The 24,181-nt window shown below is 65.1% G+C and carries 23 protein-coding genes and 1 tRNA gene; 15 read left to right on the forward strand and 9 right to left on the reverse strand.

Going from position 1 to position 24,181, the window contains the following annotated elements:
- Positions 1-64 precede the first annotated feature (64 nt).
- Positions 65-151, reverse strand: a tRNA-Leu gene (locus tag J6500_RS25825).
- A gap of 147 nt (positions 152-298) precedes the next feature.
- Here J6500_RS25825 and J6500_RS25830 point away from each other — a divergent pair.
- The gene (locus J6500_RS25830; RefSeq protein ID WP_225715512.1) at positions 299-1,267 is read left to right on the forward strand and encodes a complex I NDUFA9 subunit family protein; all 969 of its coding nucleotides are present in this window, start codon (positions 299-301) and stop codon (positions 1,265-1,267) included.
- Positions 1,268-1,456: 189 nt separating this feature from the next.
- Here the strand turns inward: J6500_RS25830 and J6500_RS25835 are convergent, their stop codons facing one another.
- Positions 1,457-2,263 (reverse strand): undecaprenyl-diphosphate phosphatase, encoded by an 807-nt coding sequence (locus tag J6500_RS25835; protein ID WP_225715513.1) that lies wholly within the window; start codon positions 2,261-2,263, stop codon positions 1,457-1,459.
- Between the two features lie 254 nt (positions 2,264-2,517).
- Here J6500_RS25835 and J6500_RS25840 point away from each other — a divergent pair, with 254 nt between their 5' ends.
- Genes J6500_RS25840 through J6500_RS25850 form a run of 3 tightly spaced genes read left to right on the forward strand, consistent with a single transcriptional unit; the run spans position 2,518 to position 5,178 of the window.
- A complete protein-coding gene (locus J6500_RS25840; RefSeq protein WP_225715514.1) occupies positions 2,518-3,210 on the forward strand; it encodes a glutathione S-transferase family protein in 693 nt (230 codons plus the stop codon).
- Positions 3,159-4,346: a tRNA epoxyqueuosine(34) reductase QueG gene (queG, locus tag J6500_RS25845; protein WP_225715515.1), complete on the forward strand. Its 1,188-nt coding sequence runs from the start codon at positions 3,159-3,161 to the stop codon at positions 4,344-4,346. Before J6500_RS25840 ends, queG begins: the two co-directional genes overlap by 52 nt.
- Positions 4,347-4,380: 34 nt before the next feature.
- Positions 4,381-5,178, forward strand: coding sequence for an acyl-CoA thioesterase domain-containing protein (locus J6500_RS25850; RefSeq protein WP_225715516.1), 798 nt, complete (start codon positions 4,381-4,383; stop codon positions 5,176-5,178).
- 121 nt (positions 5,179-5,299) lie between these two features.
- Here J6500_RS25850 and J6500_RS25855 read toward each other — a convergent pair whose 3' ends face one another.
- Both J6500_RS25855 and J6500_RS25860 read right to left on the reverse strand, forming a co-directional pair.
- Positions 5,300-5,767 (reverse strand): nuclear transport factor 2 family protein, encoded by a 468-nt coding sequence (locus tag J6500_RS25855; protein WP_225715517.1) that lies wholly within the window; start codon positions 5,765-5,767, stop codon positions 5,300-5,302.
- Positions 5,768-5,792: 25 nt separating this feature from the next.
- A complete protein-coding gene (locus tag J6500_RS25860) occupies positions 5,793-6,587 on the reverse strand; it encodes an alpha/beta hydrolase (RefSeq protein ID WP_225715518.1) in 795 nt (264 codons plus the stop codon).
- Between the two features lie 218 nt (positions 6,588-6,805).
- Between J6500_RS25860 and infC the strand changes: the two genes are divergently transcribed.
- From infC to rplT, 3 genes are all read left to right on the forward strand, one after another.
- On the forward strand, positions 6,806-7,345 hold the full coding sequence (infC, locus tag J6500_RS25865; protein ID WP_225715584.1) for a translation initiation factor IF-3: 540 nt from the start codon (positions 6,806-6,808) through the stop codon (positions 7,343-7,345).
- Between the two features lie 362 nt (positions 7,346-7,707).
- On the forward strand, positions 7,708-7,908 hold the full coding sequence (gene rpmI / locus J6500_RS25870) for a 50S ribosomal protein L35 (protein ID WP_008539890.1): 201 nt from the start codon (positions 7,708-7,710) through the stop codon (positions 7,906-7,908).
- Between the two features lie 72 nt (positions 7,909-7,980).
- Positions 7,981-8,340: a 50S ribosomal protein L20 gene (gene rplT / locus J6500_RS25875; protein ID WP_225715519.1), complete on the forward strand. Its 360-nt coding sequence runs from the start codon at positions 7,981-7,983 to the stop codon at positions 8,338-8,340.
- A 28-nt stretch (positions 8,341-8,368) separates the two neighbouring features.
- Here the strand turns inward: rplT and J6500_RS25880 are convergent, their stop codons facing one another.
- Complete coding sequence (locus J6500_RS25880) at positions 8,369-8,779, reverse strand: hypothetical protein (RefSeq protein ID WP_225715520.1); 411 nt, start codon at positions 8,777-8,779, stop codon at positions 8,369-8,371.
- Between the two features lie 146 nt (positions 8,780-8,925).
- Between J6500_RS25880 and pheS the strand changes: the two genes are divergently transcribed.
- The 5 genes from pheS to J6500_RS25905 all read left to right on the forward strand — a co-directional run bounded on the left by pheS (position 8,926) and on the right by J6500_RS25905 (position 15,072).
- Complete coding sequence (gene pheS / locus J6500_RS25885; protein WP_225715521.1) at positions 8,926-10,008, forward strand: phenylalanine--tRNA ligase subunit alpha; 1,083 nt, start codon at positions 8,926-8,928, stop codon at positions 10,006-10,008.
- Between the two features lie 203 nt (positions 10,009-10,211).
- Positions 10,212-10,646, forward strand: a complete 435-nt coding sequence (locus tag J6500_RS25890) for an endonuclease domain-containing protein (protein ID WP_225715522.1) — start codon at positions 10,212-10,214, stop codon at positions 10,644-10,646.
- Positions 10,643-13,051 carry a phenylalanine--tRNA ligase subunit beta gene (gene pheT / locus J6500_RS25895; RefSeq protein ID WP_225715523.1) on the forward strand — a complete coding sequence of 803 codons (2,409 nt, stop codon included), beginning with the start codon at positions 10,643-10,645 and terminating at the stop codon, positions 13,049-13,051. The genes J6500_RS25890 and pheT overlap by 4 nt, the downstream gene beginning before the upstream one ends.
- Before the next feature lie 262 nt (positions 13,052-13,313).
- A complete protein-coding gene (locus J6500_RS25900; RefSeq protein WP_225715524.1) occupies positions 13,314-14,090 on the forward strand; it encodes a sulfite exporter TauE/SafE family protein in 777 nt (258 codons plus the stop codon).
- Positions 14,091-14,127: 37 nt separating this feature from the next.
- Positions 14,128-15,072: an MBL fold metallo-hydrolase gene (locus J6500_RS25905; RefSeq protein ID WP_225715525.1), complete on the forward strand. Its 945-nt coding sequence runs from the start codon at positions 14,128-14,130 to the stop codon at positions 15,070-15,072.
- A gap of 291 nt (positions 15,073-15,363) precedes the next feature.
- Here J6500_RS25905 and J6500_RS25910 read toward each other — a convergent pair whose 3' ends face one another.
- The gene (locus J6500_RS25910; RefSeq protein WP_225715526.1) at positions 15,364-16,758 is read right to left on the reverse strand and encodes a flavin monoamine oxidase family protein; all 1,395 of its coding nucleotides are present in this window, start codon (positions 16,756-16,758) and stop codon (positions 15,364-15,366) included.
- A 198-nt stretch (positions 16,759-16,956) separates the two neighbouring features.
- Between J6500_RS25910 and J6500_RS25915 the strand changes: the two genes are divergently transcribed.
- Positions 16,957-17,838, forward strand: coding sequence for a YiiX/YebB-like N1pC/P60 family cysteine hydrolase (locus J6500_RS25915; protein ID WP_225715527.1), 882 nt, complete (start codon positions 16,957-16,959; stop codon positions 17,836-17,838).
- A 93-nt stretch (positions 17,839-17,931) separates the two neighbouring features.
- Here J6500_RS25915 and J6500_RS25920 read toward each other — a convergent pair whose 3' ends face one another.
- A complete protein-coding gene (locus J6500_RS25920) occupies positions 17,932-20,088 on the reverse strand; it encodes a TonB-dependent receptor (RefSeq protein ID WP_225715585.1) in 2,157 nt (718 codons plus the stop codon).
- A 187-nt stretch (positions 20,089-20,275) separates the two neighbouring features.
- Here J6500_RS25920 and nikR point away from each other — a divergent pair, with 187 nt between their 5' ends.
- Positions 20,276-20,713 carry a nickel-responsive transcriptional regulator NikR gene (gene nikR, locus J6500_RS25925; RefSeq protein WP_225715528.1) on the forward strand — a complete coding sequence of 146 codons (438 nt, stop codon included), beginning with the start codon at positions 20,276-20,278 and terminating at the stop codon, positions 20,711-20,713.
- Between the two features lie 213 nt (positions 20,714-20,926).
- Here nikR and J6500_RS25930 read toward each other — a convergent pair whose 3' ends face one another.
- Together J6500_RS25930 and J6500_RS25935 are read right to left on the reverse strand one after the other, a co-directional pair.
- Complete coding sequence (locus J6500_RS25930) at positions 20,927-21,874, reverse strand: hydroxymethylglutaryl-CoA lyase-like TIM-barrel protein (RefSeq protein WP_225715529.1); 948 nt, start codon at positions 21,872-21,874, stop codon at positions 20,927-20,929.
- A gap of 7 nt (positions 21,875-21,881) precedes the next feature.
- A complete protein-coding gene (locus tag J6500_RS25935) occupies positions 21,882-23,051 on the reverse strand; it encodes a CaiB/BaiF CoA transferase family protein (RefSeq protein ID WP_225715530.1) in 1,170 nt (389 codons plus the stop codon).
- A gap of 170 nt (positions 23,052-23,221) precedes the next feature.
- On the opposite strand from J6500_RS25935, the gene J6500_RS25940 reads away from it, so the two are divergent.
- The gene (locus tag J6500_RS25940) at positions 23,222-24,148 is read left to right on the forward strand and encodes a LysR family transcriptional regulator (RefSeq protein WP_225715531.1); all 927 of its coding nucleotides are present in this window, start codon (positions 23,222-23,224) and stop codon (positions 24,146-24,148) included.
- The last annotated feature ends 33 nt before the right edge of the window (positions 24,149-24,181 follow it).

Raw genomic sequence — 24,181 nt, forward strand, 5'->3', positions numbered from 1 at the left:
GGCGGCGGGCCACGGCGTCGCCGCCCCTACGAAGGCTGAGCAATTTCAATCGCTTGAAAGGGAGTGGTGCCCAGGAAAGGACTCGAACCTTCACGGCCGTGAAGCCACTGGCACCTGAAGCCAGCGCGTCTACCAATTCCGCCACCTGGGCACGTGGAAGCGCTCTGTAAGGATCGGTGACGCGCTTGTCAAATTCGCGATTGAGAAATCAAATACCCTGTACAGGATAAGTCCGATGGCGTATCGCCAGACGGCTAACTCCCGTTAATAACTCTCGATTTCGGCAGGAATGGACGCCATGGCATCGAACCTGGACACCACAGTCACGGTCTTCGGCGGATCGGGTTTCCTGGGGCGGAACGTGGTCCGGGCGCTGTGCAAGCGCGATTACCGCGTCCGAGTCGCGGTGCGGCGGCCTGAGCTGGCCTTCCATTTGCAACCGCTCGGCCGGGTCGGCCAGATCCATGCCGTCCAGGCCAATGTGCGCTACCCGGCCTCGGTCGAGGCGGCGCTGCGCGATTCGCGGGTCGCCATCAATCTGGTGGGCATCCTGGCCCAGGGCGGCGGGCAGACCTTCGACGCCGTGCAGGTGAAGGGCGCCGAGACGATCGCCAAAGCGGCGGCCAGCTCCGGCGCCCGGATGGTCCATGTTTCGGCGATTGGCGCCGACGCCAATTCGTCGTCCGCCTATTTCCGCGCCAAGGCCGCCGGCGAGCAGGCGGTGCTGGCGGCAACGCCCGAGGCCACGATCATCCGGCCGTCGCTGATGTTCGGTCCGGAGGACCAGTTCACCAACCGCTTTGCCGCGCTGGCCCGCTTCTCGCCGGTGCTGCCGCTGGTCGGCGGCGGGGTCAACACGGTGCAGCCGGCCTATGTCGGCGACGTCGCACGCGTCGTGGCCGACGCCGTCGACGGCAACACCAAGGCCGGTGCGGCTTACGAGCTCGGCGGGCCGGAAGTGCTGACCATGCGCGAGGTGATGGAAATCATCCTCAAAATCACCGAGCGCGACCGCGTGCTGGCGCCGCTGCCGTTCGGCCTCGCCAGGCTCCAGTCCTATTTCCTGCAATTCGCGCCGGGCGTGTTCAAGCTGACGCCGGACCAGGTCGAGATGCTGCGCACGAACAATGTGGTGTCCGAAGCCGCGACGGCCGCCGGCCTGACATTCGCAGGCCTCGGCATCACCCCGGACTCGATGGAAGCCATCGTCCCGCAATATCTCTGGCGCTACCGCGCCGCGGGCCAGTTCCAGAGGAAGAGCGCGTAGGCCGCCACGAAGGCGCTGCGCTCCCTCGCCCCGTTCTTACGGGGAGAGAGTTGGAGTGAGGGGCTGCCTCCGCAAACTCGATGCATAGCAATGCGTGGTGAGTCTCCCTCACCCGGATCGCATTCCGCTTCGCTGCATGCGCTCCGGCCTCTCCCCGCAAGCGGGCGAGGCAAGGGCGCTGCCGCGCTCTTACCGGCCCATCGCCAGCGCGATCAGGCCGAGGGTGCCGACAATCACGCGCCACCACGCGAAGAACGTGAAGCCGCGGCGGGTGACGAAGTTGAGGAAGGCACGCACCACGATCATTGCGGTGATGAACGACACCACGAAGCCGACCGCGATGACGCTGAGATTGTCGGTCGTGAAGTCGGCGCGATTCTTGTAGAAATCATAGGCGAACGCGCCGACCATGGTCGGGATCGCGAGGAAGAACGAGAACTCCGCCGCCGAGCGCTTGTCGGCACCGAGCAGCATCGCCGCGACGATGCTGGCGCCGGAGCGCGACACGCCCGGGATCATCGCCAGGCACTGCGCGACGCCGATCCACAGATACATCAGAAGTGGGAACCGGGTCGCATCGTCCTCATAAACCTTGAGCTGGAGCTGATCGACCCACAAGAGGACGGCGCCGCCGACGATCAGCGTGAAGCAGACCACCCACGGATTGAACAGGAATTCCTTGATATATTTGCCGGCGATCAGGCCGATGATGACGGCGGGCAGGAATGCCACCAGCACGCCGATCACGAAGCGGCGGTCGTCGGGATTGGTGAACATGCCGAGCGCGACGCGCCACAATTTGACGAAATAGAGCGCGAGGATGGCGAGGATCGCGCCGAGCTGAATCAGGATTGCAAAACTCTTCCAGAAGTTGCCTTCGCCGAGATTGAAGAAGCGCTCCGCAAGCAGCAGGTGGCCCGTCGAAGACACCGGCAGGAACTCGGTGACGCCTTCGACGATGCCGAGAATCACCGCCCGCAGCATATCCGTCATCATGTGGCCTGCCCCTGTGTGGAAACCGCGGTCCTTCTGACCTATCCGGCCATCTGCTGCAATCGCAAAAAAACGGCAAAGAGGTGGTTGCCTCACCGATTTGCTGCGCTATAGCGTTTTTGTGACCCGCACCCTGCGTGCGGACGGCTACCGGTTCGCGCGATGACGCGACATAGAGACGATCGGGCTCGCTGCCCCAGGTTCAGGCCTCGCACAGGTTGATGGTTTCTTAAGCGCGCGAAACTACCAAGGGATTCATGTACACGCTGTATCACCATCCGTTCTGTCCGCATTCGCGATTCATCCGCCTCGTGCTCGGCGAGTATGGTCTCGATCTTCGCCTTGTGGAGGAGCGGGTCTGGGATCGGCGCGAGGCCTATCTGGCGCTCAATCCGGCGGCCACCACGCCGGTGCTGATCGCCGAAGGATTTCCGCCGGTCCCACAGGCCGCCATCATCGCCGAATATCTCGACGAGGCGCACGGCCTCGATGCCGGCGAGCGCCGGCTGCTGCCGACCTCGAGCGCCGAGCGCGTCGAGGTGCGCCGCCTGATGGCGTGGTTCAACGAAAAATTCTTCGAGGAGGCCTCCAATCCGCTGGTGACCGAGCGGATCTACAAGCGCTTCATGAGCGAGGACAATGGCGGCGGCCCGCCGGCCCCGGACGTGATGCGCGCGGCCAAGGTCAATGTGCGCTATCATCTGAGCTATATCGGCTGGCTGGCGAAGACGCGGAACTATCTCGCCGGCGACCGCCTGACCTACGCGGATCTCGCCGCCGCGGCGCATCTCTCGGCGATCGACTATCTGGGCGATGTGCCATGGGGCGAGGACGACGCGGCAAAGGCGTGGTACGCGCGGGTGAAGTCCCGCCCGTCGTTCCGCCCGCTGCTCAGCGAATGGCTGGCGGGGGTGCCGGCGTCACGCACCTATGTGGACCTCGACTTCTGAGCGCGGCGGCCAAGCTCTCTCCCCCCGATCTCAAGGCCGCGCTGATCCGCGAGGCGCGCGCACTCGGCTTCGACAGCATCGGCATCACCTCGCCCGACTCGACGCGCGAGGCCGGAAATTATTTCCTACAATTCCTCGGCAGCGGCGGCCATGGCGACATGGACTGGCTCGCGTCTAACCCCGAGCGCCGCACCGATCCGCGCGCGCTGTGGAGTGGCGTCCGCTCGATCATCATGCTCGGCGTCAATTACGGACCCGACGAGGACCCGCTCGATATCCTCGCACGTCGCAGCCGTGCGGCGATCTCGGTCTATGCGCAGGGCGACGACTATCACGATGTCATCAAGAAGCGGCTAAAGGTGCTGGCGCGCTGGCTCGCCGCCACGACTGGTGACGAGGTGAAGGTGTTCGTCGACACCGCGGCCGTGATGGAGAAGCCGCTGGCGCACGCCGCCGGCATCGGCTGGCAGGGCAAGCATACCAACCTCGTCTCGCGCGAATTCGGCTCGTGGCTGTTTCTCGGCGCGATCTATTCCGCCACCGAGCTGCCGCGCGATGATGCCGAGGCCGATCATTGCGGCAGTTGCCGCGCCTGCCAGGACATCTGTCCCACCGCGGCGTTTCCGGCGCCTTACAAGCTCGATGCGCGGCGCTGCATCTCGTATCTGACGATCGAGAACAAGGGCCCGATCCCGCACGAATTCCGCAAGAGCATCGGCAACCGCATCTATGGTTGCGACGATTGCCTCGCGGTCTGTCCGTGGAACAAGTTCGCGCAGCAAGGCCGCGAGCAAAAGCTCGCCGCGCGCGAGGCACTGCGCGCGCCCGCGCTTGCCGAGCTCGCCCGGCTCGACGACGCATCTTTCCGCGCGCTGTTCACGAAGTCGCCGGTGAAACGCATCGGGCGTGACCGCTTCATCCGCAATGTGCTGATCGCGATCGGCAATTCCTGTGATGCGAGGCTTGTGAGCGAAGCACGGCGCCTGCTTGGCGATGCCAGCCCGCTGGTGCGGGGTGCCGCGGTGTGGGCGCTGGCGCAACTGATGGCGCGCGACGAGTTCGCCGCGCTGGCATCAAGGGCCGGCGGCGAGGACGACGTCACCGTGCAGCAGGAGTGGCGCGCGGCGGCCTCTTGATTTCAACAACGCATTCCCGTCATGGTCGCGGGCCATGACAAACCAGCCCTTCTTCACCCGGCACGGCGACGGCTTCATGCCGACATCAGTTGCCAACGGACCGTGGAGTCCGGAGTCCCTGCACGGCCGCGTCGTGATCGGCCTGCTCGCCTTCGTCATCGAGGAGCGCCACGGCGCCGACGAGTTCGTTCCGGCGCGGCTGACGGTCGACATGTTCCGCCTGCCCAACATCACGACGCCCATCGAGGTGACGACGAAGCTGGTGCGCGACGGCCTGCGCATCAAGCTGATCGAGGCGGAATTCATCTCCGGCGGCACCAGCATGGCGCGCGCCTCGTGCCAGCTGTTGCGCCGGACGGAAAATGCGCCCGGCAATGTCTGGTCGCCGCCGAATTGGGAGGTGCCAGCACCCGCCGACATTCCGAAGCCGACCGATCCAAGGCTCGGCATGAACGGCAAATGGGAGACGCGGCCGATTGTCGGCCATATGGGCTCGCTCGGCCCGCGCCGGCTCTGGATGAGCGAGGTGCGCGAACTGGTCGAGAGCGTGCCGATGACGCCGTTCGTCCATGTCGCGACCGGCGCCGACTTCGCCAGCCCGTTCGCCAATGCCGGCGACCAGGGGCTCGGCTACATCAACAGCGACGTCACGATCTATCTGCACCGCCTGCCGGTGACGCGCTGGATCGGCTTCGAGGTGGTGAACCATCACGCCACTGACGGCGTCGCGATCGGCGAATGCTGGCTCTACGACGAGCAGGGCCCGATCGGCACCTCCACGGTCGCCGCGCTGGCGCAGCGCCGGCCGATGACCAATCCGCCGCCGCCGTAAGGCACCCAACCGCCGTCATTCCGGGGCATAGCGCAGCGATGAGCCCGGAATCCATTCACCCACCAACACTGCGGCCCGATGGATTCCGGGCTCGCGCTGCGCGCGCCCCGGAATGACGAGATCAGGCCAGATGCCGCTGCATCTCCGGCCGCGCCTTCAGCGCCGCGCCCTGCCTGCCGACGATCTTGGCGATCCGCTCCGGCGCAAAGTTCAGGTCGACGAATGCCGGCGCGGTGTTGGCGACCTCGTGATAACAGGTGATTTTCCCGTCGCGCAGCCGCATGATCGCAACGCCCTCGAACATCGCACGCGCACCTTTCGCCTCCGGCAAGGTCGAGCGGTAGCTGAACGTGTAGCGCGCGTAGAGCGTCGTGCCGTCCGTGACGGGATCGTGCATGTCCCAGCGGAAATCAGTCGCGGTCCGATAGAACCAGTCGTCGATCATCTCGGCGATTTTGTCGTGCCCCTTGAACGCGCCATAGAACACGTCGTGGTAGACACCATCCTCGGTGAAGAGTTTTGCAAAGCTCTTGCCGTCGCGCTGTTCGACAGCATCGCAGAACGCGCGCAGCATCTTTGTCGTTTCCATCCGCGTTTCTCCCTGGAACGGAAACCTAGCCGATCTCCGCCACCGCGGCGATGATCCGCGCGATGTCCTGCGGACGCGACAGGCGGTGGTCGCCGTCCTGGATCATGGTCAGCACGACGTCCTCGGCCGGCAGCCGGTGCACCAGCGCGAAGGCATGTTTCCACGGCACGTCCGGGTCCTGCGCGCCCTGCAGGATGCGCACCGGGCAGCCGACATCGATCTTGCCGCCGAGCAGCAGGTGGTTGCGGCCCTCCTCGATCAAGGCGCGGGTGATCGGATAGGGCGAGCCGTCGCCATAGTCGGAGGGCCGCAGCCAGACGCCCTTGGTCTCGATCTCGGCCCGGATCTCGGGCGAGAAGTTCTTCCACATCAGTTCCTCGGTGAAATCGGGCGCGGGCGCGATCAGCACGAGGCCGGCGAGCGACGCGCCGCCATTGCCCCGCCGCGCGATCTCGCGCGCCAGCAGCAGCGCCATCCAGCCTCCCATCGAGGAACCGATCAGCACCTGCGGCCCGCTGCAGAATTCTGAGAACACCGCGACGCTCTCCTCGAGCCAGCGGCCAATCGTGCCGCCGGCAAAATCGCCGGAGGATTCGCCATGGCCGGAATAGTCGAACCGGACCGAGGCGCGGCCGTGCTCGGCGGCCCACGCATCCAGCGCAATCGCCTTGGTGCCCTGCATGTCGGACTTGAAACCGCCGAGCCAAAACAGTCCCGGACCGCGCCCCGCGCGGGCCCGGACCGCGATCCGGCGCCTTCCATCGCCTTCGCCGACCTCGATGAAAACGGGTTCCTGGGCGGATGCGGCGGTTTGGCTCATGGTTCGGTCACTCGCGTGTCAGAGATCTGGTTTTCGATTGTCCGACGGCATCGGTCAACGCCGCCTTGCGGAGCCGATGCTTCGGCTATATGTGCCGGGCGTGGCGAAAATGCCGCTCATTTGACGGTTTTGCCGCGTAATCAGCGAGTTCGCTTGCCCGTTGCAGCGTCTTGCTTCAAAATATCCGCCTTCCCTTTCACAACTTTGGAGAGCTACCCATTCGCCGTCCCAATAGAGCCCCGCCCACAGTCGCCAAGGATGGGCCGCGCACCAATGACGACATTCGCAACGCGCAGATCCAGCTGATCGATCAGGATGGTGTCAACAAAGGCACCGTCGAAACGGTGGTGGCCATCAAGATGGCCATGGAAGCCGGCATGGATCTCGTCGAGATTTCGCCGAACACCAGTCCGCCGGTCTGCAAGATCATGGACTACGGCAAGTACAAATATTCCGCGCAGAAGAAGGCCGCCGAAGCTCGCAAGAAGCAGAAGGTCGTCGAGATCAAGGAGATCAAGCTCCGTCCGATGATCGACGATCACGACTATGACGTGAAGATGCGTGCGATGCAGCGCTTCTTCGAGGAAGGCGACAAGGTCAAGATCACCTTGCGCTACCGCGGCCGTGAGATGGCGCACCAGGAGATCGGCACCAAGCTCTTGGACAAGGTGAAGGCGGATGTCGCCGAATTCGCCAAGGTCGAGCAGGACGCGAAGTTCGAGGGCCGCCAGGTCGTGATGGTGCTGGCGCCGCGCTGAGTTCGAATTTGTCGGTTTGAATGAAGCGGCCCGCCAAATCGGCGGGCTGTTTCTTTTTCGTAGCCCGGATGCAGCAAAGCGCGATCCGGGGCGGTGCGCCCGCGAATGGACCTTCCACGGATTGCGCTTCGCTGCGTCCGGGCTACAGGTACCGGTTCCACCGCTTCCAGCGTTGCAAAAAGCCCGATCCTCTGTCATAAGCCGGGCCTTCGCCGCCCGGCTGATCAAGGGCTGCCGTGGCGACGTTCAGCGCAGGTTTATCCAATTCGGGAAAAACCTAGCACTATCAACGCTCTAACGAGCATTTTAGCCGGCCGAACGCCTCTCGGGGCGATTTTCGTGCTGTGCCACAGGAGAGCCAAATGCCCAAGTTGAAGACCAAGTCGGGCGCTAAAAAGCGCTTCAAGGTGACGGCCACCGGCAAAGTGATGCACGCCCAGCGCGGCAAGCGCCACGGCATGATCAAGCGGACCAAGAAGCAGATCCGCCAGCTGCGCGGCACCCGCGTGCTGTTCAAGACCGACGGCGACAACGTCAAGAAGTACTTCTTGCCGAACGCCTGATCGCATCCGCTTGAACCGGCCCGCGTCCGCGCAAGGCCCCGTCCCACTTCATAGATCTCAAGGATTTCCGTCATGTCTCGCGTCAAACGCGGTGTGACCGCTCACGCCAAGCACAAGAAAGTCTACAAGGCTGCCAAGGGCTATCACGGCCGCCGCAAGAACACGATCCGCATCGCCAAGCAGGCGGTCGAAAAAGCCGGCCAGTACGCCTTCCGCGACCGCAAGCGCAAGAAGCGCACCTTCCGCGCGCTCTGGATCCAGCGCCTCAACGCCGCCGTTCGTCCGTTCGGCATGACCTACAGCGTGTTTATCAACGGCCTGTCCAAGTCGGGCATCACCGTCGACCGTAAGGTGCTGTCGGATCTTGCGATCCACGAGCCCGCCGCGTTCCAGGCGATCGCCGAGAAGGCCAAGGCCGCGCTCGCGGCCTGAGCCGTGCGCGATCAGGGGGCCTCTGCTCCTAGCGGGCTTTCGGGCCCGCTTTCAGCGCTTTCTGCGAATAGCGCTGCGACACCTCGGCCCGGCAGAATGCCGTGAACGAGCGGTACATGGTGCCGCTCTCGTTGCGGTATTTGCGATCACAGCGGCCGAGCTGGGCGGAATAGGCCTTTTTCTGCGTTGCCTTCAGGCCGGACAGGAAGTCCGCCTCGCACTTCTTCTCGACGGCCTCGCCGAGCTGAACGTCGCCACTGGCGCCGAACGCGCAATCCGTGAACAGCTTCATCGCCGGCGCGCATCCCGTCGTGGCGTTGATCGCCGCGACGATCTCGTCCGGCGTCATCGATTTCTCCATGCAGACCGCCGATCGCGCCGGAGACGCAGCAAGCGACAGGACAACGACAAGGCCAACCAGGCAGGATCGCAACAGCATCGCAAATCTCCGTTTCCCCTTGGTCCCATGGCTCCGCGAGGGGTTCAATCCGGCCGCTCAACCGCCCGAAATGACCGGCTTTTTGCTTGACGTTACGGCCTTCGGGCGGCGACAACCCAGCCCAAATTGGCACCAGGGAATTGACCGTGTCCGACCTCGCAACCCTCGAAAAATCCATTCTCGACCAGATCGCCGCGGCGTCTGACGAAGCCGCCCTCGAGGCGGTGCGCGTCGCCGCTCTCGGCAAGAAGGGCTCGATCTCCGCCCTGCTTGCGACCCTCGGCAAGATGTCGCCGGACGAGCGCAAGACCGAAGGCGCCAAGATCAACCTCGCCAAGGATGCGGTGACGCAGGCGCTGTCCGCCCGGCGCGACGTGCTGAAATCCGCGGCGCTCGACGCGCGGCTCGCCGCCGAGACCATCGACGTCACGCTGCCGCTGCGCGATGCGGCGGCCGAGGCCGGCCGCATCCACCCGCTGAGCCAGGTGTTCGAGGAAGTCAGCACCATCTTCGCCGACATGGGCTTTGCGATCGCCGAAGGTCCCGACATCGAGACCGACGACTACAATTTCACCAAGCTGAACTTCCCGGTCGGCCATCCGGCGCGCGAGATGCATGATACCTTCTTCTTCAATCCGAAGGAGGATGGCTCGCGCATGCTGCTGCGCACCCACACCTCGCCGGTGCAGGTGCGCACCATGCTCAGCCAAAAGCCGCCGATCCGCATTATCTGCCCAGGCCGCACCTATCGCATCGACTCGGACGCGACGCACACGCCGCAATTCCACCAGGTCGAAGGGCTCGTGATCGACAAGCACTCGCATCTCGGCCACCTCAAATGGATTCTGCACGAGTTCTGCAAGGCGTTCTTCGAGGTCGACCACATCAACATGCGATTCCGTCCCTCGTTCTTCCCGTTCACCGAGCCGTCGCTCGAGGTCGATATCCAGTGCCGCCGCGACAAGGGCGAGATCCGCTTCGGCGAGGGCGAGGACTGGCTTGAGATCCTCGGCTGCGGCATGGTGCACCCGAACGTGCTGCGCGCCTGCAACATCGATCCCGACGTCTACCAGGGTTTTGCCTGGGGCATGGGCATGGACCGCATCGCGATGCTGAAATATGGCATCGCCGACCTGCGCCAGCTGTTCGAAAACGACGTCCGCTGGCTCGACCACTACGGCTTCAAGCCGCTCGAGCTCCCGACCATCGCCGGGGGATTGAGCGCGTGAACTTGGGCCTTAGCCGCACCGGCGCGGGGAGCCTCCCCTCCATTGAAATAGCCCGCACCCCGCCCCACCCCCGCAAACGGGAGCGGGAATGGAGAGGGCTCACTCGTGTGGGTACGAAAACTCCCTCCCCGCCAATGGTCAAACTCCCTCTCCCGCTTGCGGGGGAGGGCTGGGGTGGGGGTCTGTCCGCAATGGGGTTGCCGATGGTGGATCCAGAACACCCGGACTGGAAAGTCTCACAGAAACTGCGCGCGAACGCGCGCGCGCTTCGCAGAAACTCGACCGATGTGGAGCGTGCCCTTTGGTCGGAGCTGCGCGGTAACACGCTCAGTGGTGCAAGCTTTCGTCGTCAGGTCCCGGTCGACAACTACATCGCCGACTTCATCTGCCATTCGCCGAAGCTAGTGATCGAACTCGACGGCGGCCAGCATTTTTCAGACCAGGGCGAGCGCACGGACGCTGCGCGCTCAGCTATCATCGAGGCGAAGGGCTTCAAGGTCCTTCGCTTCAGCAACCTCGACGTCCTGACGAATCGCACAGGCGTCCTTGAAACAATTGCCGCCGCCATCGCGGAGAGAGCCCCCACCCTAACCCTCCCCCGCAAGCGGGAGAGGGGACTGGAGAAGCCATCGTCATGAAGTTCACCCTCTCCTGGCTGAAGGACCATCTCGACACCGACGAGCCGCTGGAAAAGCTTGCCGACAAGCTGACCATGATCGGGCTCGAGGTCGAGAACATCGAGGACAAGGCCAAGCAGCTTGCGCCATTCACCATTGCGCGGGTGATCTCGGCTGAGCAGCACCCGAACGCCGATCGCCTGCGCGTCTGCATGGTCGACACCGGCGACGGCGGAGCGCCGGTGCAGGTGGTGTGCGGTGCGCCGAACGCGCGGGCCGGGCTGATCAGCGTGTTCTCGCCGCCCGGTACTTATATTCCCGGCAAGAACATCACGCTCGGTGTCGGCACCATCAGAGGCGTCGAGAGCCGCGGCATGCTGTGCTCGGCGGCCGAGCTGCAGATCTCCGAGGATCATGACGGCATCATGGAGCTGCCGGCCGATGCGCCGGTCGGCAAGGGCTATGCCGAATGGGCCGCGCTCGGCGATCCCGTCATCGAGATCAACCTGACGCCGAACCGGCAGGACTGCGCCGGCGTGCATGGCATCGCGCGCGACCTCTCCGCCGCCGACATGGGCAAGCTGAAGGATCCCGCGATCCGGCCGATCAAGGGCGAATTCCCCTGCCCGGTGCAGGTGAAGGTGGAAGACCCGACGCTGTGCCCGGGCTTCGCGCTGCGCCTGGTGCGCGGGGTGAAGAACGGCCCGTCGCCGGAATGGCTGCAAAAGCGTCTCACCGCGATCGGGTTGCGCCCGATCAACGCGCTGGTCGACATCACCAACTTCATGACCTACGACCGCTCGCGCCCGCTGCACGTGTTCGACGCCAAGAAGGTGACGGGCAACCTCACCGTCCGCCGCGCCAAGGACGGCGAGAGCCTGCTCGCGCTCGACGGCCGCACCTACACGCTCGACGGCAACATCTGCGTGATCGCCGACGAGCACGGTGTCGAATCGCTCGCCGGCATCATGGGCGGCGAAGCCTCGGGCTGCGATGAGACCACCACCGACGTGCTGATCGAATCGGCGCTGTGGAACGAGATCAACATCGCCCAGACCGGCCGCAAGCTCGGCATCAACTCCGATGCGCGCTATCGCTTCGAGCGCGGCGTCGATCCGGCCTTCATGGTGCCCGGGCTCGAGCTCGCGACCAAAATGGTGCTGGAGCTGTGCGGCGGCACGCCGTCCGAGAACGTCGTGGTCGGCAAGCAGTTCGGCGAGGATCGCGTCATCGACTTCCCGCTCGGCGAGGTCAAGCGGCTCGCCGGCATCGAGGTGCCGTTGGTCGAGGTCAAGCTGATCCTCACCCGGCTCGGCTTCATGCTGGCCGGCACCGGCCCTGTGGTGAAGATCGCGATCCCGTCCTGGCGCACCGACGTGCAGGGCAAGGCCGATATCGTCGAGGAGATCGTGCGCATCGTCGGCGTCGACAAGGTGCCGCTGACGCCGTTCGATCGCGGCGAGGAGCCGCGCAAGCCGGTATTGACTCCGCTACAACTGCGCACCCGCCGCGCCAAGCGCGCGCTCGGCGCCCGCGGCATGGTGGAAGCCGTGACCTGGTCGTTCATCACCAGTGACGCGGCAAAGCTGTTCGGCGGCGGCCAGGCTGAGCTCATGCTCGCCAACCCGATCGCGGCCGATCTCTCCGACATGCGGCCGAGCCTGCTGCCCGGCCTCGTCGCGGCGGTGCAGGCCAACATCAACCGCGGCTATTCTGATGTCGCGCTGTTCGAGGTCGGCCAGGTGTTCCGCGGGGACCGGCCGCAAGACCAGCTCGTCGCGGCCGGCGGCGTGCGGCACGGCTATGCTTCCGCGAGGGGGCTCGGCCGGCACTGGACCGGCACGTCGATGGCGGACGCGATGGATGCCAAGGCCGACGCTTTCGCGGTGCTGGCCGCCGCCGGCGCGCCGATGCAGGCGCTGCAGATCGTGCCTGGCGGCCCCGCCTGGCTGCATCCGGGCCGCTCCGGCACCATCCAGATCGGGCCGCAGAACGTGCTCGGCTATTTCGGCGAGCTGCATCCGCGCGCGGCCGAGGCGCTTGGCGCCGACGGCCCGATGATCGTGTTCGAGGTGATCCTCGAGCGCATCCCGGAAGGCAAGCAGAAGGCGACCCGCGCCAAGCCGCTGCTCGACCTCTCCGCGTTCCAGCCGGTGTCGCGCGACTTCGCCTTCATCGTCGACCGCGGCGTCAAGGCGGGCGACATCGTCCGCGCCGCGCAGGGCGTCGACAAGAAGCTGATCTCAGGCGTCACCGTGTTCGACGTCTATGAAGGCAAGGGCATCGATCCCGACAAGAAGTCGATCGCGATCGCGGTGACGATCCAGCCGCGCGAGAAGACGATGACCGACCAGGAGATCGACGCGGTCGCAGCCAAGGTCGTTGCCGAGGTGACGAAGAAGACCGGCGGCACCCTGCGGGGGTGATGGGTGAGGTGCTCGCAGGGCAGAGGCACCTATCACCGTCACGAACCTCTCACCGTCACCCTGAGGTGGCCGCTTCTTCAGCGGCCCTCGAAGGGTCGACGGCCCGACTGGGGCCGATTCATCCTTCGAGGCTCGCCCAGCGGCACAGGGCCGCCGCCGGGCGAGCACCTCAGGATGACGGGTTTGATAGAATTGCGGTCGCATTTGAATTTCGAAGTGAGCGCGCAGTTCGCAGATTGAGCGTCAACTCCCGACCGTTCGCATGACCTCCCTCACCCTCCTCCCCGCCGACATCTCGACCCACATCGCGCTCGCGATCTGCGCGATCGCGTTCGTGTCCGGCACCGCGCGCGGGTTCTCCGGCTTCGGCTCGGCGCTGATCTTCATGCCGCTCGCCAGCAGCGTCGCGGCGCCGCGGCTGGTGGCGGCGCTGCTGCTGATCATCGACTTCGTCGCGGCAACGCCGCTGCTGCCGAACGCCTGGCGACACGCTGACCGCAAGGCGACCGCGGTGATGGTGGCCGGCGCGCTGGTCGGCGTGCCCATCGGCACCTATTTCCTCACCGTGCTCGAACCCGTCACCACGCGCTGGATCATCTCCTGCTTCGTCGCGGCGCTGCTCGCGCTGCTGCTGTCGGGCTGGCGCTATCACGGCGGGGATCACGCGGCACTGTCAGTCGGGGTCGGCGGCCTTTCCGGCTTCTGCAGCGGCCTCGCGCAAACCGGAGGCCCGCCGATCGTCGCCTATTGGCTCGGACGGCCGATCCCGTCGGTGATCTCGCGCGCCAACATCGTGCTGTTCTTCGGCGCCTCCGACTTCTTCTCGCTGGCCAGTTACCTCTTCACTGGCTTGATCACGGCGGATTCGGTCAAGTTCTCGCTGATCGTGGGTCCGGTCTACGGCATCGGCGTCTGGTTCGGCGCCGCGCTGTTCGGCAAAGCCAGCGAAAAGGTGTTCCGCGCGATGTGCTACGCGCTGATCGCCGCCGCCGTCATCGTCGGCCTGCCGGCGCTTGATGGCATCCTGCGCGGCGGCTAGGGTCGCCGCTCAATCGAAGAAAGTGCCGGAGGAGCCCATGATCGATCGCCGCAACGCATTGAAACTGGCGCTCGGCAGCGCCGCCATGCTCGCGGCCCCGGCCTCGCGGGCGCAGGACGCCAAGCCGCGCACGCGCATCGTATTCCTCGGCACCAAGGGCGGCCCGCGGGTCGGCACCGGCGCCTCCAATCCCGCCAATCTCGTCATGGTCGGCGACACCCCGTTCGTGATCGATTGCGGCATGGGCGTCAGCCGGCAGCTGGTGCGCGCGGGCGTGCCGATCCCCTCCGTGAAGTACATCTTCATCAGCCACCACCATTCCGATCACAATCTCGAATACGGCAATCTGTTCTACAACGCCTGGGCCGCCGGCCTGAAAACGCCGATCCATTCGTTCGGCCCCAAAGGCATCGAGGCGATGACCAGGGCGTATTGGGAGCTCAACAAGTTCGACGTCGAGACCCGGATCGAGGACGAAGGCCGCCCCGATCCGCGTCCGCTCCTGATCGCGAAGGACATCGCTGGCGACGGCGTCGTGCTGAAGACACCTGACGTCACCGTCACCGCGTTTCGCACCCCGCATCCGCCCATTGTCGACAATTTCGCCTACAAGTTCGAGACGCCCGACGGCGTCATCGTGTTCTCCAGCGACACCGCCTACAATCCGAAGCTCGCCGAATTCGCCAAGGGCGCCGACGTGCTGGTGCATGAATGCCTTTACGTGCCGGCGGTCGACCGGCTGGTGGCGACGACCAAGAACGGCGCCACGCTGGAGAAGCACCTGCTCGACAGCCACACCTCGACCGAAGACGTCGGCCGCATAGCTGCCGCCGCTGGCATGAAGATGCTGGTGCTGAGCCACTTCGTCCCCGGCGACGATCCGCAGGTCACCGATGACGACTGGACAAGGGATGTGAAGAAGAACTTTTCTGGAAAGATCGTGGTGGCAAAGGATCTGATGGAGCTGCGGCTGCCGGTGTGAGCGGCCGCTGGCTCTTTCCTCCCGTCATTTCAGTCGCGAGAAGGCGAAGCCACCCCCATTCACAACGGTCATCGCCCCGGCCTGTGCGCAATTGCGCACATGGACCGGGCGATCCAGTACGCCGCGGCCCATCGGCTCCGTCATCGCCGTCTCTGGAACATTGGATCGCCCGCATGCGCGGGTGATGACACGGCGTTGTTGGCCTGTTGTGTGAATCCTAACTCGCTGTCGTCGCTGCGAAAGCGAGGGACGACACCGGTCGTGAGGCAGCACGAGGATCCGGCCGCAAGATCAATGCGCCGTCCTGCGGCGGCGCGGCTTTGCGGCGGGGACGGTGGGCTCCGGCGTGCCGTCCCGGATCGCGCCAATTCTCCGCAGCGCGGCGTCGGCGGCGCGCTCGCCGCTCTCCCAGGCGCCGTCGATGGTGCCCCACAGCGTCTCGTGCGTGGCTTCGCCTGCGAGATACATGCAGCCGATCGGTTCGGATAATACCCGGCGCGAGAGCTGCGCGCCCGGCGCGGCGGCCGACATCGCGCCGAGCACGAAGGGCGATGCGTTCCAGCGGGTGGCGCTGGTCTTCTTCACGGCGGCGCCGACCTCGCTGCCGTAGAGTTTGGTCAGCCACTCGACCGCGAAGGCCGCCATCGCCTTCTCGCCCTGCGCGGAGAGTTCTCGGCCGAAGCTGCCCGCGACGTCGATCGTGCACAGCGACGAGCCGCCGATATTGCCGTAGAGCAATGCGGTCCTGGGCGAACTGCTCTGCTCGATGATGACGTCGTCGCGCGACAGCCCGAGTGGATTGCCGGCGATCTGCAGCGCGATGCGGTCGTAGCTGCCGAGGCCGAGCTTCGCGGCGGCATCGAGCGCGCGCTTCGGTAGCTCCGGCGCGAAGCGGATGTTGCCGCTCGCGAGCACGTTGCTCGACACGGTGATGATGGCGGCACGCGCGGCGATCTTGCCGGCTTGCGTCTCGACCATCACCTCGCGGTTGCTCCACAGGATGCGCTGCGCCGGCGTAGACAGCGCCAGCGGCAACTGCTCACCGAGCTTTGCGATCAGCGTGCCGAGCCCCTGCCGACATCCGATCGCGGCGTTGCGGTCCTGCGCGCGGGCCTTGTCGACGGCGGAGACATCCTTGAGATCCTTGCCGCTGAAGCTGGCGCCGAGCAGGAATTCCGCGGTGCCGGCCCAATCGCCGAGGTCCTTCGGCAGCGCCGCGGCACAGGCGATATCGGCCTTGCGCGAGGCCTCGTCGATAGCGCGGTTGGTACGCACCAGGGCGGCGAGAAACTCCTCGGTTTCGCCGGGACGAGCATAGCGCCGGCCGATGCGGATCTTCTGGCCGGCGGGCGCCGTGACGATGTCGAGCCCGGCCGCGCGGGCCAGCCGGACCATCGGATTGGTCTCGGGATTGTGCATCCAGCGCGCGCCGCGATCGAACGGCGCATCGAAGCTGGACGTATCGGTCTGGCAGCGGCCGCCGACCTGCCCGGTCGCCTCCACCACGATCACCTTGCGATTCGCGGCCGCGACCCGCCGCGCCGCAGCAATGCCCGCGGCACCGGCGCCGATCACGACGATATCGGCCTCGCGCGGCAATGGCGCGGCAACCACCCGGTCGCCCAGCGCAGGCGCCAGCGCCAGACCTGCGGACGCCGACAGGAAGTCGCGGCGGGTGATCGTCATGGCGTTTTTTCTGGCATGGTTTCCGGGGACTTGCAGGGAAAGAGAACGCTTGGCGAACTGTGCCGCATCTCACTGATCGCAGCAACCATCAGGGTAAATCAATCATGATTGATCAGCGACATGCATGAACTAAATTGCAACGGCTTGCGACGACCATTAGGTGACAACAAGCGGTCGTAGAACCGCTGGGGGGAATCCATGGGCGTAATGCTCGATACCGTCGGCCAATGGATCGCGGGCTACCTTCAGAAGGAGGTCCCCGGTTACGAACCGTTCACGCCGAGTGATCCGGACCATCTGCGCGGTATCATCCAGCCGGGCGACGTACTGCTGGTCGAGGGCAACAACCGGATCTCCGGCATCATCAAATACCTCACGCAGTCGACCTGGTCGCACGCGGCGCTTTATGTCGGACCGATCGACGGCGCGTTCGAGCCGGACGGCGAGCAGCATACGCTGATCGAGGCCAATATCGGCGAGGGCGTGACCTCGGCGCCGCTGTCGAAATACTTCGCCTACCACACCCGCATGTGCCGCCCGGTCGGACTGTCGTACGAGGACCGCACCACGGTGTGCCGCTACGCGATCAACCGAATCGGCTTCGGCTACGACACCAAGAACATCGTCGACCTCGCGCGCTATCTGTTCCCGCTGCCGGTCCCGCAGCGCCTTCGCCGCCGCATGATCGCGTTCGGCTCCGGCGATCCGACCAAGATCATCTGTTCGGCGCTGATCGCGCAGGCGTTCGATGCCGTGCGCTATCCGATCCTCCCCAAGATCACGCGCGCCGCCAGCCGCAAGGCGCGGCGCGAGATCCTGCATATCCGCGATTCCTCGCTCTACATGCCGCGCGATTTCGACATCTCGCCCTATTTCGAAATCGTCAAACCTACCATTGTGCAGGGATTCGATTACACGGCCCTGCACTGGGCCGACAAGCAGAAGCCGCTCCAGGAGGTAGCGGGCGAATTCAGTGTGTTTCCAGAAAACAAATCGCCGCCGCTTGTTCCTGAAGCGGCTGACGAAACGGCGTCGGTGGCGCTTGCAGAAGTAGTCGGCACAGAGCCTGCCGCGGCGTGAATTCTAAAGCGCGATGAGCTTGAATCGTCGTCGCGCATTGACTCTCTGTTTGATCTCTTCGGAAAACCGCTTCGCGCTTTTCCGGATCATGCTTTAGAACGTCGCCGCCAGCGTCAGACGGACGGCGAGCGGCTCGGCCGGATGCACATGGCGGTCGGCGACGCCGTCGATCGGTTCGCCCGGCAGCCGCGACAGGTAATAATATTCGATCTGATTGGTCTGCGCGTTGAAGAGATTGAGGACGTCGAGCTGCAGGCGCATCCCGTTGTCGAATCTGTAGCCGGCGCGCGCGTTGACGATGAACGACGATTGCGAGCGGACGCTATCATCCTCGATCAGCGGGCGCGGACCGAAATAGCGCGCGCGCAAGCTCCCGTACCAGCCGCTTTCGCGGCCGAAGGTGATGCCGCCGCTGGCGACCCAGGCCGGCGCGCCAGGGATGAAATTGCCGACGGGATCGACATCCGTGAAGCGCGCGTGCGTATAGGCGAGATCGAAATCGAGCCGCATCCACGGCAGGACCGTGTACTGGTTGGTCCACTCGACGCCGACGCGTCGGCTCGGCCGGCTCGGCTCGGTGGTGCCGGCATCGCCGACGAACAGCAGCTCGGAATCGAAATCGAGCACGAATACCGCGAGCGACGAGGTGAGCCCGTCGATCGCCCGGGTGCGGATGCCGAGCTCGGCGCCCTTCGAGCGCACCAAGAGCGGCACCCGATCGAGCGGCGTCACCTTGTCGTTGGGATCGACCGTGATGGTCGCGCCGCGGATATCGTTGGAGTGCAGGCCGAAGCCGGCATTGCCGTAGAACTCGGTCTTGTACCAAGGTCCGAGCACGATGCCGGCTTTCGGGCTCGTCATCGCCGCCTGTGCGTTGCCGGAGTTCTGCGGCGTGTTGCTCAATACATGGCCAGCGAAATAATCCTCGCGGATACCGACCGTGGTGCGCAGCCAGTCGGTCCAGCGCGCCGTGGTGTCGGCCCACAGCCCGACGCTGCCCTCCTGCACCTGGTCGTTGCGCACCGTGGACAGGACCTGGCGCTCCGCGGTCTTGAACAGGCCGACATTGATGTCGTCGTAGCGAGTCTGCACGCCGATCCGCGTCTGGGTCTCGATGCCGGCCACCTTGACGTCGAAGGCATGACTGCCGTCGAAGCCATAGATCGTACGCCTATCGGTCTGGCTGAACTGATCGCCGTTGACGGGATCGTCGAGGAAATAGGTAAAGTCGTTGTAGAGCAGCAGCGAGGAGCGGATCACATAGGCATTGGCCTTGGTCTGCCCGTAGTCGCTCGACTGCGCCCAACTACCGGACAGGCTGAAGCGGCTCGAGGTCCCGCCATCGGTCGGATTGAGTGTGCCATAGCGATCGATCAGGCTTTGATCGATCGCGCGCTGCGCCACCTGATCGGTCGAATTCCAACCATTGGAATAGGCCATCGCGGTCAGCGAGAAACCGTCGGTGGCGGTGCCCTGGCTGTAGCGCAAGACGCCGTTGAGTTTACGGATGTCATCGGCCACGTCCCACGGGCCGTTGTATCGGTTGCCTTCGAACCCCGCGAGCAGCGTCCCGTCGCCGGCCTTGGTCGAGCCGGCCGCCATCGCGCGCTGATAGCCGAAGCTGCCCACCGTCAGCTCCGCGATGTTCCGCGGCAGTCCGTTGAGATAGTTGATATCGACCGCGCCGGCGGAGGCGAAATCGCCCCTGTCGGCATAGTATGGGCCCTTGCGAACATCGACCGAGCGGATCAGCTCCGGGATCAGGAAATTGATATCGGCATAGCCCTGGCCGTGGCCATGGGTCGGCATGTTGACCGGCATGCCATCGACAGTGATGGCGAGATCGGTGCCGTGATCGAGATTGAAGCCGCGCAGAAAATACTGGTTGGCTTTACCTTCGCCGGAATGCTGGGTGACGATCAGGCCTGGCACTACCTCGAGCGCCTCGCCGGGACGCGAGAATGGACGCGCATTCACCTCAACGCCGCTGATCTGCGTCGCGCTGGCCGCGGTCGGCTGCAGGCCGGGCGCCTGCGAAGCAGCAGAGCCGGCGCTGATGCCGCCGGCCGCCGCAGCAGCCGGTTGGTTCACCTGTGGCGCCGCCGGTTTCCGTCCACCGGCCGCGTCGCGCGGACGCTGCAATGGCCTGGCGCGCTTCGGTAGTGCATGGTCTGGCGACATCACCGTCACCGGCGGCAGCCGGCCGGCCGGACCGGAAGTGGTCTCGGCTTTGGCGACCGGCACGAACATGACTGCGGCCGCCGCCGCCGGAAATATCCGCCATCCAGTCCGACGCACGCGCCTGCTCCCGCACAATGCTGCTACAGTCGCATGACGACCGCACGGTCCCGCCAACGCCGGCAAGCCACGTCAGCCGAACGCAGTATGACATTATAACATAAATATCATACTGCAACCCAAATCCACGGATAGGTCCATGCAACGCATCACCATCACCATCGAGGACGACCTGCTCGCGGAGATCGACGCCGCCGCCGAGGCCCGTGGCTACCAGAACCGCTCGGAGATCATCCGCGACCTCGCCCGCGCCGGCCTGCAGCAGAGCGCGGAGGAGACACCCTCAGGGCACTGCGTGGCGGCGCTGGTCTATGTTTACGATCACGCCGCGCGCGACCTGTCGAAGCGGCTGGTGCAGAATTTCCACGGCCATCACGATCTGTCGCTGGCAACGCTGCATGTCCATCTCGACGATGACAGCTGCATGGAGGTGACGGCGCTGAAGGGCGCCAGCGGCGAGGTGCGGCATCTCGCCGATCACATCATCGCCGAGCGCGGCGTACGCTACGGCCGCGTGGTGATGATTCCGACCGCGGGGGAGAAGAAGCCGCGCAGGCGCGCGCACAGGCACGAATGAGAACTCTTACCTCGCCCCGCTTGCGGGGAGAGGTCGGATTGCATCGCAGATGCAATCCAGGGTGAGGGGGTACAGGTCCCTCGAAGCACTTTGCTAGCGGAGAGAGCGCCTCACCCCGAGCCTCTCCCCGCAAGAGCGGGGCGAGGGAGAAGAGCACCATCCGCGGCAAGACTTTCCCGGATTGCGCTGCGCTTCATCCGGACTACACAGCGGTTACGCCGCCTTCGCCTTGATGCCGCGCGGCAGGCCGGCGCGGGCGAGGCCGCCATAGAGCGCCTCGTTCGGCATCTCGGCCTTGAGGATCGCGCGCACCTCGACCAGACGGTCGAGATCGATCCCGGTCGGAAATCCCTTGCTCTCGCAGAGAAAGACAAGGTCCTCGAATACGACATTGCCGGTCGCGCCCGGCGCGAACGGACAGCCGCCGAGACCGCCGAGCGAGCCGTCGAGCACGCGGGCGCCCTCGTCGAGCGCGGCGGAAGCGTTCGCGATGCCCATGCCGCGGGTGTCGTGCAGGTGGACGCAGACCGGCTTGGAGCCGGCGATCTTCACTGCGCCGCGGGTCAGCTCGCCGACCTGCTTCGGCCCGGCATAGCCGACGGTGTCGGCGATCGCGACCATGTCGACGCCGGCCTCGTACAGCTTCTCGGTGAGGCGCAGCACCTCCGCCGGATCAACGGCACCGACGATCGAGCAGCCTAGCGCCATCGAGATCGCGGCGTTGACCACCGGTCTGTGCGTGCTGGCGTCGCGCAGCTCGCAGAGCCGCTTGACGTTCTCGATCGCGGACTCGCGCGAACGGTTGGCATTGGCCTGGCTGTGTTCCTCGGTCGCCGACACCACCGTGGCAACCTCTCCGACGCCGGAGGCCAGCGCCTCATTGACGCCGCGCTCGTTCAGCGCCAGCGCGATGCCGTGCGCGCCAGGCAAAGCGGCAACCGCCGCGACGACATCGCGGACATCGACGAATTGCGGAAAGGTTTTTGCGGGCAGGAACGAGCCGACCTCGAAATGCCGGACGCCGGCGGCGTATTCCTCGCGCACCCAGCGCTGCTTGGCTGATGTCGACGGGAACGTCTTCACCAGTTGCAGGCCGTCGCGCAAGCCGACCTCGCGCAGGGTCACTTTGTCGTTGGGATAGATCTCATGGACGCGGGTCATGACAGCCTCACGCAGCGTTGCCGGTTGATGAACGTTTCTGATGCTCAAGCTCGGCGCGGACAGCGTCGGTATCGGCGCCGAGCACCGGCACCGTCAATCCTTCGCCGATATGGCTGCCGTTCCATTCCACCGGCAGCGCCGGCACGCGGAACGGCTTGCCGTCGGCGTTGACATTGTTGACGAGGCCGCCGGGACGCAGCACATGCGGGTCCTGCAGCAGATCTTCGGGCCGGTTAATCGGCGAGAAGCAGATGTTGAGCGCATCCAGCCGCGCCGAGAGGTCCGCCACCTTCCATCCCTTGATGACCTCGGCGACGCGCGGAATGATCCGGTCGCGCGCCATGATGCGGTCGGTGGTGGTGCGCAGGGTCGGGTCGCCGGCGAATTCGTGCAGGCCGAACTCGCGGCAGAAGCTCTGCCAATGGCCTTCGGTGACGACGCCGATGAAGATGCGATCGCCGCCCGCGGCGTCGAAGATGTCGTAGATCGGCCAGGCGTGCTCGCGCTCCGGCATCGAGCGCGGTTTGCGGCCGGTCATCTCGTATTCGACCATGTGCTGAGCGACCAGGAACAGGCAGTTCTCGAACAGGCCGATCCGGATGTCGGCGCCATCGGGCTTGCCGCCACGCTTCTGATAGAGCGCGGCGAGGATCGAGATCACGCCGAACATGCCGCCCATGATGTCGTTGGCGGAGGAGCCGACACGCTGCGGCTTGTCGCGGGTGCCGGTCATCGTGGCAAGCCCGGACATCATCTGCACGACCTCGTCCAGCGCCGGGCGATGGTCGTAAGGGCCGGACAGAAAGCCCTTGAGGCCGGCGACGATCAGATGCGGATGTTTCCTGCGCAACTCCTCGGCACCAAAACCCTGCTTGTCGAGCTGACCGTCGCGAAAATTCTCCACGAACACGTCGGCGCCGGCGAGCAACTGGTGCATCGTCTCGCGGTCTTCGGCCCTGGCGAAGTCGAGCACGACGCTGCGCTTGCCGCGGTTGAACAGCGGGAAGAATGAGACGCCCATGCCGCCGAGCGAGCGGGTCTTGTCGCCTGCGGGAGGCTCGACCTTGATCACCTCGGCGCCGAGTTGCGCGAGGATCATGCCGCAGGTCGGGCCCATCACCATGTGGGTCATCTCGATGACCCTGACGCCGTCCAGCGGCAGTCCGCTTCCCGTCATCGGTTGCTCCGTGCTCATTGCGCTCTTGTTTTGGCGCGTTTTCCTGACCCGAACCGGTGCCGCTTCGCGCGAAAACGCTTTGGTACCCCGGTAGGCTAGGCTTCCGTACGCTATCTGAAAAATATAATCTGTCGAATAATGTATTCGTGGTTCTAGAACGCTGGAATTTGATGGATTCGCGCCAGCTTCGCTATTTCATCGCGGTCTACGAGCAGCGCAACCTGTCGCGGGCGGCGGACCAGGCCAATGTCGCGCAGTCGGCGCTGAGCCACCACATCGCCAACCTCGAGGCGGAATTCGCAACGCCGCTGTTCGAACGCAAGCCGCGCGGCATGGAACCGACCGCGGCGGGCGAGCGGCTCTATGAGCACGCCCGCATCATCCTGCGCGCGATGGCAGCGGCCGAGCGCGAGATCAAGGAGGGCGGCAGCGTCGTCGCCGGCGATATCTCGATCGGCATGGCCAATTCCGGGATGAAGGCGATCGGCGTGCCGCTGATGCGGACCGTGCTGACGAAATATCCCAATGTGAAATTGTCCCTGACCGAGAGCCTGTCGGGCGCGACGCTGCTGCATCTGATGCGATCCGAGATCGACCTCGCGCTGGTCTACAATCCGCCGGCGGAAAAGGACTTGATCGCCGAGCCGGTGCTGGAAGAGCAGATGTTCTGCGTCGGCACCGGGAAGCTGATCGGCAAGGGCGCAGCGCCGATCAGCTTCGAGGAGGTGACACGGCTGCCGCTGATCCTCTTGCTCTACGGATTGTCGTCGCGCGCGCTGCTCGACGATCCGGTGCTGCTGAAGCGGCTGGAAGCGAACGCGATCATGCGCCTCAACTCGATCACCGGCATGATCGGCGCGCTGACCGACGGGCTCGGCTGCACGATCGCGACCAATCTGTTCGTAAAGGAACAGTTGAAGGCAAAGACGCTGATCGCCCGCGAGGTGATCGATCCAAGACTGACCCGCACGCTCTATCTCTGCCGGCTGCGCAACCGGCCTATGACCTATGTTATGGAGGAGATGTGCCGATTGATCCGCGCGCTGGTCGCCGAGCAGGTCGGCCGCGGCTTCTGGCAGGCGAGCCTTTTGATCTGATATCAAAAATCTCGAACGATCCCTTCGATATGT

The sequence above is a fragment of the Bradyrhizobium semiaridum genome, from assembly GCF_020329505.1.
GTDB classification, from domain to species: Bacteria; Pseudomonadota; Alphaproteobacteria; order Rhizobiales; family Xanthobacteraceae; genus Bradyrhizobium; species Bradyrhizobium semiaridum.